We start from the raw sequence: 13,554 nt of genomic DNA, 5'->3' as shown, positions 1-13,554 counted from the left end.
GCCGAAACGAAAAGGCGGCCGGGACTGGCCCGGCCGCCTTGTACGTCATGACGCTCTTGGGCAATCGCCGCCCGGTCAGAAATTGACCTTGTCGCCGCCCTTCAGCTCCAGGATTTCGCGGGCGTCGTCCGGCGTCGCTACTTCGAGGCCGAGGCCCTCGATGATCTGGCGCACCTTGGTGACCTGCTCGGCATTCGACTTGGCGAGCCGTCCGGCTCCGAGCCACAGCGAATCCTCGAGGCCGACACGCACATTGCCGCCCATGGCGAGCGACATGGCCGCGATCGGCATCTGGTTGCGGCCCGCGCCAAGCACCGACCAGTGATACTGGTCGCCGAACAGGCGGTCGGCGGTGCGCTTCATCATCACCACGTCCTCGTAATGGCCGCCAATGCCGCCGAGGATACCGAACACCGACTGGATGAAGAACGGCGGCTTGATGATGCCACGATCTGCGAAGTGGCGCAGGGTGTAGAGATGCCCGATATCGTAGCACTCGACCTCGAAGCGGGTGCCGTTATTGGCGCAGGTCGTCAGGATGTACTCGATATCGGCCAGCGTGTTCTTGAACATGCCGGCGCGCGAGCCCTCCAGATACTGTTTCTCCCAGTCGTATTTGAAGTCCTTGTAGCGCTCCAGCATCGGGTAGAGGCCGAAGTTCATCGTGCCCATATTGAGGCTGGCGACTTCCGGCGCGTAGTGCGCGGCGGGCTTCACGCGCTCTTCCACGGTCATGGTCATCGCGCCGCCCGAGGTGATGTTCACCGCGACGTTGGAGCGCTGCTTGATCACCTTGAGGAACGGCTCATAGGCCTCGACCGACTGGTCCGGGCGGCCGTCCTTCGGGTCGCGCGCATGGAGATGGACGATGGCCGCGCCCGCTTCGGCCGCGGCGATCGCGTTCTCGGCGATCTGCTGGGCCGTGATCGGCAGGTACTCCGACATGGTCGGCGTGTGGATCGAGCCGGTAATGGCGCAGGTGATGATGACCTTTTTGGACTTGGCCATGGAGGTTTCCTTCGCGTTTCCTTCGCGGGGCGGCAGGGGCGGACCGCATGCCTCGCCCCTGATTGATCGATTGATCAGGACGGCTTCTTCTTGGCCTGCCTCTTGTGCGCCTTCAAGGCCGCCAAACGGCCATCCCGCCATTTCGACAGGCGGGCTATGCGCTCCGGCGTCTGCTCGCCGGACCATTCCGCCATGATCGCCTTCTCGTTCTTCGCGGTGAACACGTCGCGTCCCGTCAGCTTGGCGAGGCTCGGTCCGTAGCGGCGGTTGTAGTCGGGAATGCCGGCGGGCGCGTTGAGTTCGATGGTCTCGAACGGCCCGAGGAACGACCAGCGCAGCCCGAGCCCGTCGCGGATCGTCTTGTCGAGATCCTCGGGGCTGACGACGCCGGAGCCGACGAGATCGAAGGCTTCCGCCATCAGCACCGCCTGCAGGCGGTTCAGCACGAAGCCGTTGACCTCCTTGCGGACGGTGACCGGCACCTGTCCGGCTTTCTCGTAGTAGCCGCGCGCCTTTTCCACCAGTTTCGGATCGGTCCAGGGCGAGGGGCAGAGCTCGACGATGGGCACGAGATGCGGCGGGTTGACCGGATGGGCCACCATCACGCGCTTGCGGTGCTTCAGGTCCTTCGCCCAGAGCGAGGCGAACAGGAACGAGGTCGAGGACGTCACGATGGCCGAGGGCGGCGCCAGCTTGTCGATCTCGGTGTGGATCTTGATCTTGGCCTCGACCGTCTCCGGGCCGTTTTCCTGCACCAGCGCGACACCCTTCAGGGCGTCGGCGAGGTCCCTGGCGACGACGAGGTTCTCCGCCGAAGCCTTGGGGTCCTTCACGAGACCGAGCGCCGCCAGTTCCTTCAGGTTGCGCGCGATGTGCGTCTTGGCGGCCTTCGCGACGCCCGGCACCGGGTCATAGAGCGCCGTCGTCCAGCCGTGGCTGCAGAAGACGGTGGCCCAGGCCCGGCCGATCAGGCCCGAACCGACGATGGCGACTTTCGGCATGTCATGAACCTCGCAATCACATTCGTTGAGCGGCCGATCCGGCCGCCGTCACAGCCACAGCACCTTGCGGCGTAGTTCAAGGTCCTCGCGCAGGTCCTTCGAGGCGCCGGACCATGTCACCGAGCCGCGCTCCAGCGCGACGGTGCGATCGGAGAGGGCCAGCGCCAGTTCCAGATGGTGGTCGACGATGATGATCGAGACTTCGTGGCGCAGCTTGTCGAAGGCCTCGAACAATTCCTCGGTGATGGCCGGCGACAGGCCCTCGAAGGGTTCGTCGAGCAGCAGGAGCCGCGTGTCGCCGACGAGAGCGCGGGCGACCGCCACCATCTGCTGCTCGCCGCCTGACAGGAAGTCGGCCGAGGTGTTCCAGCGCTCCTTGAGGCGCGGGAAGAATGCGAGAACACGGTCCTCGTCCCAGTGGCGGCCGGCGCCGGTGCGCCGCTTCAGCCGGCCGAGCATGAGATTGTCCTTGACCGACAGGCCCGCGAACAGGCCGCGCCCCTGCGGCACGTAGCCGACGCCGAGCCGAGCCACCCGGTCCGGCGGCAGGCCGGCGAGCGCGTCGCCGCCGAGCGACACCGTGCCGGAGGCTGGCGGCGCGATGCCGGTGATCGTCTTGAGCACGGTCGACTTGCCCGCGCCATTGCGGCCAAGCAGGGCGACGATCTCGCCGGCCTTCACGTCCATGGTCACGTCGTTGAGGATGTGGCTCTTGCCGTAGAAGGTGTTCACATCCCTCATCGCCAGCAGGGTTTCGGTCGTCGCGGCGGACACCCGTTCCTTGGCGGCGACCGCATGGGCGCCGGAGCCGAGATAGACCGCCTGCACCTTCTCGGACGAGCGCGCATCCTCCACCGTGCCGTCGACCAGCACCTCGCCGTCGTTCATCACCGTCACGTGGTCGGCGAGCTGGAACACGCGGTCGATGTCGTGCTCGACCAGCAGCACAGGGATGTCGCCGGAAATGGTCTTGATGATGTCGCCGACGCGCTTGCGCTCGGCGGCGGCGAGGCCGGCCAGCGGCTCGTCCAGCAGCAGCACGCGCGGGCGCGTGGCGAGCGCCAGGGCCATGTCGACCAGGCGCTGGCCGCCATAGGACAGCGATCCCGCCTCGGCCTTCTCGATCCCGGCGAGCCCGAGATAGCGCATCAGCGTCGTCGTATCCTGTCCGAGGCCGGGCAGGGCGGTTGCTTCGGCCCAGACGCCGAAGCGGCCGGAATGGCGCGCCTGGATGGCGAGGCGCACGTTCTCCTCGATGGTGAGACCGGGAAAGAGGTTGGTGATCTGGAACGAGCGGCCGATGCCGGCCTGCGTGATCGCCTGCGGCGAGAGGCCGCCGACCTCGCGGCCCTCCAGCGTCACCGACCCCTTGTCGGGTGGGAACATGCCGGAGAGCAGGTTGAAAGCGGTGGTCTTGCCGGCGCCGTTCGGGCCGATCAGCGCGTGCAGCGTGCGGTCGCGGATGGTGAAGGAGACACCCCGGACGGCGCGGATGCCGCCGAAGCTCTTGACGATGCCGTCGGCCACCAGCACCGCGCCGCCACCCGCCTTGCCCTCGCGGACGAATTCGCGCGGCACCGGGCCGACATCCTCGACCCGCCGGGCGGCCATGGCCGCATCGGTCTCCTCCGTCTTGCGGAAGGGGGCCATGAGCCGTTCGGCGACGCCGACGAGGCCGGTCGGCGAGAAGACGATGAAGGCGACGAACAGGAGGCCGAAGAACAGCAGCCAGCTCGACGTGAACAGCGACAGATACTCGCGGAACAGCATGAAGAAGAGCGCGCCGAGGGCAGGGCCTAGGAACGAGCGCATGCCGCCGATGACCACCATGGCGAGGAGCTCGCCGGAAGCCTGGATATGCATCGCATCGGCGGAAGTGAAGCGATGGTGGAAGGCCGCGAGCGCGCCGGCAAAGCCCGCCAGCGTCGCCGAGATGGTGAAGGCGATCAGCTTGTAGCGCGTGGTGTCGTAGCCGACGAAGCTGGCGCGCGTCTCGTTCTCGCGGATCGCCACCAGCACGGTGCCGACCGCCGAGCGGTGGAAGCGCTGGAGCAGGAAGACGACGGCGAAGCCGATCACGGCGACGAATCCGTAGAACAGCCAGGGGTCGTTGAGGTCGAGGCCCGGCCAGATCGGGCGCACGAGGCCGCCGAGCCCGTTCTCGCCGCCGGTCAGCTCGGTCCAGCGGAACGATACGGTGAACGCGACCGCCGCGAGCGCGAGCGTCAGCAACGAGAAATAGACGCCACGCCGCCGCAGGATGAGCAGGCCGGCCAGCGCCGAGAAGGCGCCGACGAAGACAATGGCGAACAGGATCGGCAGCAGCATCTGGCCGGGCAGGAAGTGACGCTGCGCGAGCGCCGCCGCATAGGCGCCGATGCCGAAGAAGGTTGCGTGGCCGAACGAGACGAGGCCGGTATGGCCGACGAGGATGTTCAGGGCGAGGGCGGCGATGGCGAAGATCACGACGTCGGTCGCGGACGTCAGCGTCAGGCCGATCGACAGCATGAGGAAGGGCAGGACGACCAGCCCGGCGAGGGCCGCGAGAAGGTTGCGCGTCGAGGCGGTCATGCGGTCACTCGAACTTCTGGATGCGCTCGCCGAACAGGCCGCGGGGCCTGAGCAGCAGGACGAGCACCATGAGGAGATAGACGGAGGCTTCGGTCGCGGCCGGGTAGAAATGGGCGGCGACACCGCGCGTCACGCCGACGATGCAGGCGGCCGCCACCACGCCCCAGAACGAGCCGAGGCCGCCAATCACCACCACGACGAAGGCGAAGGTGATGATCTCCTGCCCCATGGCGGGATGGACGCCCGCGATTGGCGCGATCAGCACGCCGGCAAGGGCCGCGAGCCCGACGCCGATCATCACCACGGCTGTCATGTAGGGCTTCAGCGAAATGCCGAGCGCGCCGACCATGTCGGGGTTCTGCACGCCGGCGCGGACGACCTTGCCGAAGGCGGTCCGCGCCAGCAGCAGCCAGAGGCCGGCGACACACAGAACGGCCGTGCCGAGGATCATCAGCCGGTAGCGGGAATAGACGAAATCGCCGAGGAAGACCTGCCCGCGCAGCGCCTGCGGGATCGAGAAGGGGACGGGCGCGGCGCCATAGAGGATGCGCAGCGACTGTTCGGCCACCATGGCGAGGCCGAAGGTCAGCAACAGGCCGAGGATGGGGTCGGCCGTGTAGAACCGGCGCAGCAGGTAGCGCTCGATCACCAGCCCGATGAGCGCCACCGCCAGCGGCGAGACGATCAGCGCCCCGCCGAAGCCGATATGCGGCGCCAGAGTCACCGCGAGATAGGCGCCGATGGCGTAGAACGCGCCGTGGGCGAGGTTCACGATGCCGCCGAGCGAGAAGATCATCGATAGCCCGAGCGCGATCATCACGTAATAGGCGCCGAACAGCAGGCCGTTGAGGATCTGGGAGATGAGCGGAATCAGGTCTGGCACGCTCGGTTCCTGGCTAAGGGCAGGCTTCAAGCCCGCCTGACGCAGCGCATTTCCTGTCCAGTCGCGTCATGGCCCGGCTTGTCCCGGCCATCCACGATTTGAACGCGACGAAATGAGAAGTCGTGGATGCCCGGCACAAGGCCGGGCATGACGATTGAAGCGGTGGGCAACGGTTGCGTCTCGGAACGACAACCGATGCCCGTCATTCAACGGCTCACGCCGAGCGGAACACGCACTTGTTCTCTTCCTCGGTCGCCGCGATCACCTCGAGGCTCTCGTTCGGTCCCGGCACCGGGGGCGAGGAGGAGAAGATGTCCCACTGGTTCTTCACCTGCGCCTGAGGCAGCGCGGTGATCGCGTACATCTCGGTCATCATCTGATGGTCGCGGGCGCGGAAATAGCTCTCGCGCGACTTCAGAACGTCGAACTTCGCGCCCTTCTCGAAATGCTCGACGATCTTGGTCGGATCGGTCGAACGGGTCTCGGCCATCGACTGGGCGATGATCTTGAGCGAGCAGTACTCGCCCCACGCCTGGTTCTCCGGCGGACGGCGGTGCTTGGCTGTGAAGGCGGCGACGAACTTCTTGCTGTTCGGCGTGTCGACGAGATGGTGCCAGAGCGCCGGCCAGATGCCGCCGAAATTGCCGGGACCCGCGCCCCAGGCGAGCGCCGTGTCGAAGCCGAAGCCGGCGACCGGGAAGGTCAGGCCGAACTCGGCATACTGCTTGAGGAAGTTGGTGATCTGCGTTCCCGCGAGGTTGAGGATCACCACGTCCGGGCGGGCCTGGCGGATCTTCAGCAGGAAGGGCGAGAAGTCGGCGAGATCGGTCGGGATCAGGTCGTCGCCGGCATGGTTGGCGTTGTTGCCGGCCATGAAGCGCTTGGCGACGTTCAGGAGGTCGTGGCCGAAGGCATAGTCCGCCGTCAGCGAATACCACTTCTTCCCCGTCACGAGGCCGTTGGCGACCAGTGAGCGTCCCACCGCCTTCACATACATCGAGTTCTGCGCCTCGATGTGGAACATGTAGCGCTGGCAGTCCGAGCCGCGCAGCGCGTCCGAGTTCGCGCCCGTGTTGATGAACAGCACCTTCTCGCGTTGCACGACCTGCGCGATGGCGAGCGCGGAGGCCGACGAGATTTCGCCGATCAGCGCCGAGATCTTGTCGCGCTGGATCAGCCGCTCTGCCTTGGCGGAGGCCTGCTGCGGATTGGGGCTGTCGTCGTAGATGACCTCGATCTTGCGGCCGTTGACGCCGCCGGCGGCGTTCACTTCCTCCACCGCCAGCTGCATGGCCTGGACGGCATATTCGCCGAGCGGGCCGAGGAAGCCGGTGCGCGGCGTGATATGGCCGAGCTTGATGGCCTCGGACTGCGCGTAGCTGATCGCCGGAGCGCCGAGCGTGCCGAGGGCGGCCGCGCCCGCGGAGGCCTTGAGAATCGTGCGGCGTGAAAGGCTCGTATCGAGCGGCATGGGACGTCTCCTTTGCGTTTCCACCTGTTCATCTGCGGAGCGGTTGTTCCCCTCTCGCAGCCGGCGGCCATGCGGCTTGCCGTGATCTGTGATCACAGTTATGGTTCCTCAAACGGCCGGCTTTGTCCAGCCCCTCCACGGAAACGCCAGCAGATTATGAGCGTCGCCGAAGCCCTCACCGCCCTTGGCCCTTTGGAGCGCGAGACCCTCGGCGACAAGGTCTACGGCCAGTTGCGCGAGCTCCTGATGGAGGGTCGTCTCGCGCCTGGCGACAAGCTGTCCCTGCGCGGCACGGCCGAGGCGCTCGGCGTATCCATGATGCCGGTGCGCGAGGCGGTCAGCCGCCTCGTTGCCGACCGGGCGCTGGAAGTGGCGCCGAACCGCGCGGTGCGGGTGCCGATCCTGACCATCGGCCAGTTCAGCGAACTGACCACCGTGCGCATCGAGCTCGAAGGCTTCGCCGCCGAGCGCGCCGCTGCTTCCGCTTCTCCCGCCGACATTGCCCGGATCGCGGAGTCCGAGGCGGCGTTCCGGGGCTTGAGCACGGTCAGGCGGCCCGACCTCGCCGAGGCGGTGCGCCTCAACAAGGACCTGCATTTCGCGATCTATGCGGCCACCGGCCTGCCGACCCTGGTCGAGATCATCGGCGGTCTCTGGCTGAAGGCCGGGCCGATCCTCAATCTCGACCTCGGCGCCAATCCCGACCGGTTCGCCACCGGCGGCGCGGTGCGCTTCCATGCCGAGGCGCTGGCGGCGATCAAGGCCGGTGACTGCGAGGGCGCGCGCGCCGCCATCGCCGCCGACATCCGGGGCGCCGCTGACTTCATCATCGCCCGCGGCGGCCTTGCCGCCGACGTGGCCGCGGACTGACATCAACAAGCATCAGGGAGAGCATTCCATGGATCTCGGCATCAAGGGCCTGCGCGTGCTGGTCACGGCGGGCGCCAACGGCATCGGCCGCGAGGTCGCCCGCGCCTTCGCGGAAGAGGGGGCGAAGGTCCATGTCTGCGACGTCGACCGCGAGGCCATCAACGAACTCGCCCGTACCGATCCCGGCATCTGGTCCAGCCCCTGCGACGTATCGAACCGCGCCGAGGTGAAGGCTCTGTTCGACACCGCCATCGACCGTCTCGGCGGGCTGGATGTGCTGGTCAACAATGCCGGAATCGCCGGTCCGACCGGACGTGTCGAGGAGATCAACCCGGAGGACTGGGATCGCTGCATCGACATCTGCCTGACCAGCCAGTTCAACTGCGCCCGTCTCGCCGTGCCGCATCTGAAGAAGAGCGACAACGCCTCGATCATCAACCTCGCCTCGGTGGCGGGCCGCTTCGGGTTTGCGTTGCGCACGCCCTATTCGGCGGCGAAATGGGGCGTCATCGGCTTCACCAAGTCGCTGGCCGTCGAGCTCGGCGAGTTCGGCATCCGCGCCAATGCCATCCTGCCGGGGCTCGTCGAAGGCGACCGCATCCGCCGGGTGCTGGAAGCGAAGGCGCAGTCGCGCGGCGTCGCCTATCGCGAGATCGAGCAGCAGGCGGTGGCCTATACGTCGCTGAAGACCTTCGTCACCGCCCGGCAACTTGCCGATCAGATGCTGTTCCTCGCCTCGCCGAAGGGGCGGACCATTTCCGGTCAGGCCATCTCCATCGACGGCGACATGCAGATGCTCACCTGACGGCTTGTTGGTTGCGGCCGAACATGCGACGCAGCCGGCGTGACCGTCATCGCGCACCTGTCCGACCTGCACCTGTCGCCGGTGCCGTTCCCCGCGGAATGGCCCTGGCGGCTGAAGCCGGTGCTCGGCTGGATCAATTGGCGCCGGCAGCCGGGCGCGCATGACAATGCGGTGTGGGAGCGGACGGCTGCGGCCGTGCTTGCTGCCTCTCCCCACTTCGCGGTGGTCACCGGCGACCTGATCGAGCTCGGCCTGTCGGAAGAATACGGGCGGGCGGCGGCTGCATTGGCGAGGCTCGGCGATCCCGAGGCCGTCTCATGGGCGCCGGGCAATCACGACGCCTACACGACTGACACCACCGCCCGTATTCGCGAACGCCTGTTCCGCTGGCTCGGCCCTGCTCAGGCGCCTGGCGACCTGCGCGCGCATTTTCCGCGCCTCGATCTCGTCGGCCGGGCGGCGGTGATCACCCTTTGCTCAGGCACGCCGACATGGACCTTCTCGGCCGAGGGCGCGCTTGGTCCGGCGCAGCTTGCCCGTCTCGACATCCTGCTCGCCGGCATCGACCGGACGGCGCACCTGCCGGTCATCGCCGTCCACCACCCTCCCGCGGCCGAGGGCCTGTCGCGCCTGAAGCGCCTGCGCGACGGTGAGGCGCTGCTACATCTCCTGGCTCGCCATCGCTGTCCGCTCGTTCTGCACGGCCATCTTCATGAAGCGCGCCGGCACGAATGGACGGCTTTCGGGCACCGCATCGCGCTGATCGGCGCTCCCTCCGCCTCGGCCACCGGCCGCCATGGCGAGGACGGACCGGCCTTCAATCTCGTCACCATCGCGCCGGACCTGACCTGGCGAGTCGAAACCCGCGCGGTGACCTGACACCGCCTTGCGGGGCTGGCCTGCGCCTTGCCGGTTGGAATCTCGCCGGCTTGGTGTCTTGAATGTCCGCCCTTCCGAAGCTCGACCCAAGATCGCCCCGATGAACGCGCCCGTTGCCTCGAACATCAAGCCCGCTTTGCTGGAGGCGCTGCAGGCGCTCGTCGGCAACCGCGTCACCACGTCCGAGTCGGATCGGGCGCAGCACGGACGCGACGAGTCGCGTCACCCCGCTCACCTGCCGGACGCCGTCTGCCGGGCACTGTCGACCGAGGAGGTCTCGGCCATCGTCAGGCTCTGCAACGCGCATGACACGCCGGTCGTCGCTTACGGCGCCGGCTCCTCGCTGGAAGGCGCGCTGATCCCGGTGAAGGGCGGCGTCTCGCTCGACCTGACCGGCATGAATCAGATCCTTGCCGTCCGCGCCGAAGACCTTGACGCGACTGTGCAGGCCGGCGTCACCCGCAAGACGCTGAACGCCCACCTGCGCGATACCGGGCTGTTCTTCCCGATCGATCCCGGCGCCGACGCCACCATCGGTGGCATGGCCGCGACCCGCGCTTCCGGCACCAATGCGGTGCGCTACGGCACCATGCGCGAGAACGTCGTCAGCCTCACCGTGGTTCTGGCCGACGGGCGCGTCATCCGCACCCGCTCGCGTGCCAAGAAGTCGTCGGCCGGCTACGACCTCACCGGCCTTTTCGTCGGTCAAGAAGGCACGCTCGGCATCATCACCGAGGTAACCGTTCGCCTCTACGGCATTCCCGAGGTCATGGCCGCCGCGATCTGCGCCTTTCCGAGCGTCGAGGCGGCCGTCGACACGGTCATCCAGACCATCCAGATGGGCCTGCCGATCTCGCGGGTGGAGCTGCTGGACGACAACGCCATCCTTGCCGTCAACGGCTATTCCAAGCTCGGCCTGCCGGTGACGCCGACCCTGTTCTTCGAATTCGCCGGCAGCCAGTCGGCGGTCGAGGAGCAGGCCAGCATCGTCGAGGAGCTCGCCAAGGGCGAGGGGGCCACCAACTGGAAATGGTCCACCGACGCCGACGAGCGCGCGAAGCTCTGGCAGGCCCGCCACGACATCCATTGGGCGATCCGCGCGCTGCGGCCGGGCGCCAAGGGTTTCGGCACCGATGTCTGCGTGCCGATCTCCGCGCTGGCCGACGTGATCCGCGCCGTGCGTCAGGACACGTCCCAGCGCACCTTCGGCACCACTCTGGTCGGCCATGTCGGCGACGGCAATTTCCACCTCGGCATGCAGATCGACCCGGACGACCCCGACGAGTGGAAGCAGGCCAACGAGATCAACGACCGCATGGTGCGTCACGCCATTTCGCTCGGCGGCACCTGCACCGGTGAGCACGGCGTCGGCATCGGCAAGATGAAGTTCATGCGCGAGGAACACGGCGAGGCCGTGGATGTGATGCACATGATCAAGGCTGCGCTCGACCCCAAGGGCATCCTCAACCCCGGAAAGGTCCTCCCAGCGTGAGCGACGGTCTGGCATTCAGCGATTTCACCACCGAATCCCTGCTCGAAACCGTCCGGCAGTGGGTCGCCATCGAGAGCCCTACGCAGGACGTCGCCGGCGTCAACCGCATGGCCGATCACGCGGAGCGGCTGCTCGTCGCAGCCGGCGCGTCCATCGAGCGCATTCCCGGCACGGACGGCTACGGCGACATCCTGATCGGCCGCATCGCGGGCGACGAGGAAGGCCCGGGCATTCTCGTTCTCGGCCATATCGACACGGTGCACCCGGTCGGCACGCTGGCGGGGCCGCTGCCCTGGCGGATCGAGGACGGCCGCGCTTACGGGCCGGGCATCTACGACATGAAGGGCGGCAATGCCATGGCGGTGGCGGCGCTGACCCATCTGCACGACACTGGACGCCGGCCGCGCCTGCCGGTCTCGGTCATGTTCATCCCGGACGAGGAAGTCGGTAGCCCGTTCTCGCGCGCGCATATCGAGGCGGAGGCGAAGCGCCACGCCATCGTGCTGGTGGCCGAGCCCTCGGGCGAGGGCGGCAAGCTCACCGTCGGCCGCCACGGCATTGCCCGCTACTATCTGGAGACGACCGGCAAGCCCGCCCATGCCGGCGCCTATCACACGCGCGGGCGCAGCGCGATCCGCGAGATGGCCCGGCAGGTGCTGACCGTCGAAGCCATGACCGACTATGGCCGCACCATCACCCTGAACGTCGGCACGATCTCCGGCGGCACCCACGAGAACATGGTGCCGATCTCGTCGCGCGCCTGCGTTTACGTGCTGGTGCCGACCGCCGAGGCCGAGGCCGAGGTGCGAGGCCAGCTGCTGGCGCTCCAGCCGCACGACCCCGACGTGAAGCTCGACGTGACGCTCGGGCTCTACCGGCCGTCCTACGCCAAGACGCCGGCGATCCAGCGGCTCTATGATCACGCCGCCGCGCTGCTGGAAGGCACGGAGTGGCCGGCTGCGGGTGAGCGCATTGCCGGCGGCGGCTCGGATGGCAATTTCACCGGGGCTCTGGGCGTTCCGACCCTCGACGGGCTCGGCGTCATCGGCGACGGGCCGCATACACACTACGAAAACATCGAGATTTCATGCCTCGTGCCGCGCACGCGGCTGTGGGTGCGCCTGTTCGAGACCCTGTCGCGCGATCTCGTGGCCTGACATCCGCCGCACCGCCGGTCTTCACGCGCGCCTCACGGCGCATCAACGACGCGTGAGCGTGCAACGGCGGCCCTCCGTCCTGCGTATGCGCTTGCAGAAGCACGACCGTGCTTCGGTGCCGGAAGGCACGGCAACAGACCAACGGAGAGACGCCATGAACAGGATCATTCTCGCCGCCGCCCTCGGCCTCGCCCTGTCCGCTCCGGCCCTTGCGGAGGATGGGTCCGCCGGCTTCACGGTGAACCCCGGTGTCGCGGGCGTCGATCAGGCCAGGAGCATGGGCCATGGCGCGACCATGCGCGGCCACCGGGCCGCCCGCCCGATCTTCGGAACCTCGGCGGCCGTGCCGCGGGTTGATGTCGAGCAGGTTCCCTCGAGCGCCTTCGGCGGGGCGACCGGCCTCTGATCGCCGGACATCGGCGCCGGAGCTGAGGCTCCGGCGTCGCCGGCCGCGCCGGGTTCTCGCCGCCAGTCAGGCAACCGGGGCAGCCAGCCGCGCCTGCGCCCACCATTCGTCGATCGCGGCGCGGTCGCAGGCGAGCTTCACGTCCATTCCGCCGGCGAATGCATCCCATGCCGCCATGAAGCGCGTGGGCACGCCGACGACGAGCGGCAGGTCCGCCGCGACGGCGGCGCCGATTTCGGCGCTCAGCCCGCCGCCTTCGGCTTCCATGCGCCCGAACTTGTTGATCAGCACGACGTCAACCGGCCGGCCGATCGCCTCCCTGACCGCCGCTGCCGCCTCGGCGAGGCCGGTGGGGTCGAGCCGGCAGGCGCCGACGCTGCCCGCGCCGAGATCCTGACAGATCGAGATGCGCCGGCCGGAACCCAGCACTTCCAGCTCCATGTCGAGATCGGCGCAACTGGCGCCCGCATTGATCTGCACGACGCCGGCAACCGAATGGCCGCGCGCCATCCAGCCGCGCGCGACCTCGGCCAGAAGGCCGTCGCAATCGTCGTCGGGGCCATAAATCACGGCTGCAATCAGGGACATCGGCGCTTCCTTGTCGGGGCCAAGATGGGACGCCGGCCGCGTAACGTAAAGCCCGGCCGGGCGTCTCGGCACCGACACGGAACTCATGTTTGAATGGCGTGGCAAGATTTTCGGGAGATCCGCATGCTGAAGCCCGCCCTCGTCATCCTCTCGCTCGCAGCCGTCACCGCCGCCACATCCGTCCCGGCGGAGGCGCGGCACCGCCGCCATCATCACGGCACCATGCACGGCTGGTGCAGGGCGGATGCCGCTGAGATGATGGGTATTCGCCGCGCCGCCATCAGCCTCGAACCGCGTGCCGCCCGCACGGCCGGCGGGCGCTACGAGCTGCGCGGCTTCGCCAGCCACGGCCGCTACGGCCAGCGCGCCTTCACCTGCCACTTCAATGCGCGCGGCGTGTTGCAGGGCGCGGTGTGAGCCGCC

The 13,554-nt window shown here is 67.9% G+C and carries 13 protein-coding genes; 7 read left to right on the top strand and 6 right to left on the bottom strand.

Features of this window, described 5'->3' with window-relative positions:
- Positions 1 to 75: 75 nt before the first annotated feature.
- From JNK84_RS04775 to JNK84_RS04755, 5 genes are all read right to left on the bottom strand, one after another.
- Positions 76 to 1,008: a 3-keto-5-aminohexanoate cleavage protein gene (locus JNK84_RS04775; protein ID WP_293421102.1), complete on the bottom strand. Its 933-nt coding sequence runs from the start codon at positions 1,006 to 1,008 to the stop codon at positions 76 to 78.
- A 74-nt stretch (positions 1,009 to 1,082) separates the two neighbouring features.
- On the bottom strand, positions 1,083 to 2,009 hold the full coding sequence (locus tag JNK84_RS04770) for a 3-hydroxyacyl-CoA dehydrogenase (RefSeq protein WP_293421100.1): 927 nt from the start codon (positions 2,007 to 2,009) through the stop codon (positions 1,083 to 1,085).
- Between the two features lie 48 nt (positions 2,010 to 2,057).
- A complete protein-coding gene (locus JNK84_RS04765) occupies positions 2,058 to 4,580 on the bottom strand; it encodes a branched-chain amino acid ABC transporter ATP-binding protein/permease (RefSeq protein ID WP_293421098.1) in 2,523 nt (840 codons plus the stop codon).
- Between the two features lie 4 nt (positions 4,581 to 4,584).
- Complete coding sequence (locus tag JNK84_RS04760; protein ID WP_293421096.1) at positions 4,585 to 5,463, bottom strand: branched-chain amino acid ABC transporter permease; 879 nt, start codon at positions 5,461 to 5,463, stop codon at positions 4,585 to 4,587.
- 214 nt (positions 5,464 to 5,677) lie between these two features.
- Positions 5,678 to 6,934 (bottom strand): ABC transporter substrate-binding protein, encoded by a 1,257-nt coding sequence (locus JNK84_RS04755; RefSeq protein ID WP_293421094.1) that lies wholly within the window; start codon positions 6,932 to 6,934, stop codon positions 5,678 to 5,680.
- A 156-nt stretch (positions 6,935 to 7,090) separates the two neighbouring features.
- Here JNK84_RS04755 and JNK84_RS04750 point away from each other — a divergent pair, with 156 nt between their 5' ends.
- The 6 genes from JNK84_RS04750 (at position 7,091) to JNK84_RS04725 (ending at position 12,543) form a co-directional block, all read left to right on the top strand.
- Positions 7,091 to 7,804 carry a GntR family transcriptional regulator gene (locus tag JNK84_RS04750; RefSeq protein WP_293421092.1) on the top strand — a complete coding sequence of 238 codons (714 nt, stop codon included), beginning with the start codon at positions 7,091 to 7,093 and terminating at the stop codon, positions 7,802 to 7,804.
- Between the two features lie 28 nt (positions 7,805 to 7,832).
- Complete coding sequence (locus tag JNK84_RS04745) at positions 7,833 to 8,609, top strand: SDR family oxidoreductase (RefSeq protein ID WP_293421090.1); 777 nt, start codon at positions 7,833 to 7,835, stop codon at positions 8,607 to 8,609.
- Positions 8,610 to 8,648: 39 nt separating this feature from the next.
- Positions 8,649 to 9,488 carry a metallophosphoesterase family protein gene (locus JNK84_RS04740; protein WP_293421088.1) on the top strand — a complete coding sequence of 280 codons (840 nt, stop codon included), beginning with the start codon at positions 8,649 to 8,651 and terminating at the stop codon, positions 9,486 to 9,488.
- A gap of 100 nt (positions 9,489 to 9,588) precedes the next feature.
- Positions 9,589 to 10,980, top strand: coding sequence for an FAD-binding oxidoreductase (locus JNK84_RS04735; RefSeq protein WP_293421086.1), 1,392 nt, complete (start codon positions 9,589 to 9,591; stop codon positions 10,978 to 10,980).
- Positions 10,977 to 12,137: a M20 family metallopeptidase gene (locus JNK84_RS04730; protein ID WP_293421084.1), complete on the top strand. Its 1,161-nt coding sequence runs from the start codon at positions 10,977 to 10,979 to the stop codon at positions 12,135 to 12,137. Before JNK84_RS04735 ends, JNK84_RS04730 begins: the two co-directional genes overlap by 4 nt.
- Positions 12,138 to 12,291: 154 nt before the next feature.
- The gene (locus tag JNK84_RS04725) at positions 12,292 to 12,543 is read left to right on the top strand and encodes a hypothetical protein (RefSeq protein ID WP_293421082.1); all 252 of its coding nucleotides are present in this window, start codon (positions 12,292 to 12,294) and stop codon (positions 12,541 to 12,543) included.
- A 66-nt stretch (positions 12,544 to 12,609) separates the two neighbouring features.
- Here the strand turns inward: JNK84_RS04725 and JNK84_RS04720 are convergent, their stop codons facing one another.
- Complete coding sequence (locus JNK84_RS04720; RefSeq protein ID WP_293421080.1) at positions 12,610 to 13,131, bottom strand: DUF2478 domain-containing protein; 522 nt, start codon at positions 13,129 to 13,131, stop codon at positions 12,610 to 12,612.
- A gap of 123 nt (positions 13,132 to 13,254) precedes the next feature.
- On the opposite strand from JNK84_RS04720, the gene JNK84_RS04715 reads away from it, so the two are divergent.
- The gene (locus JNK84_RS04715; protein ID WP_293421078.1) at positions 13,255 to 13,548 is read left to right on the top strand and encodes a hypothetical protein; all 294 of its coding nucleotides are present in this window, start codon (positions 13,255 to 13,257) and stop codon (positions 13,546 to 13,548) included.
- Positions 13,549 to 13,554: the final 6 nt, after the last annotated feature.

This window comes from Phreatobacter sp. (genome assembly GCF_016793595.1).
Taxonomy (GTDB): Bacteria; Pseudomonadota; Alphaproteobacteria; order Rhizobiales; family Phreatobacteraceae; genus Phreatobacter.
Note: the sequence above shows the minus strand (reverse complement) of the source record. Positions and strands in the feature narration are given on the sequence as shown.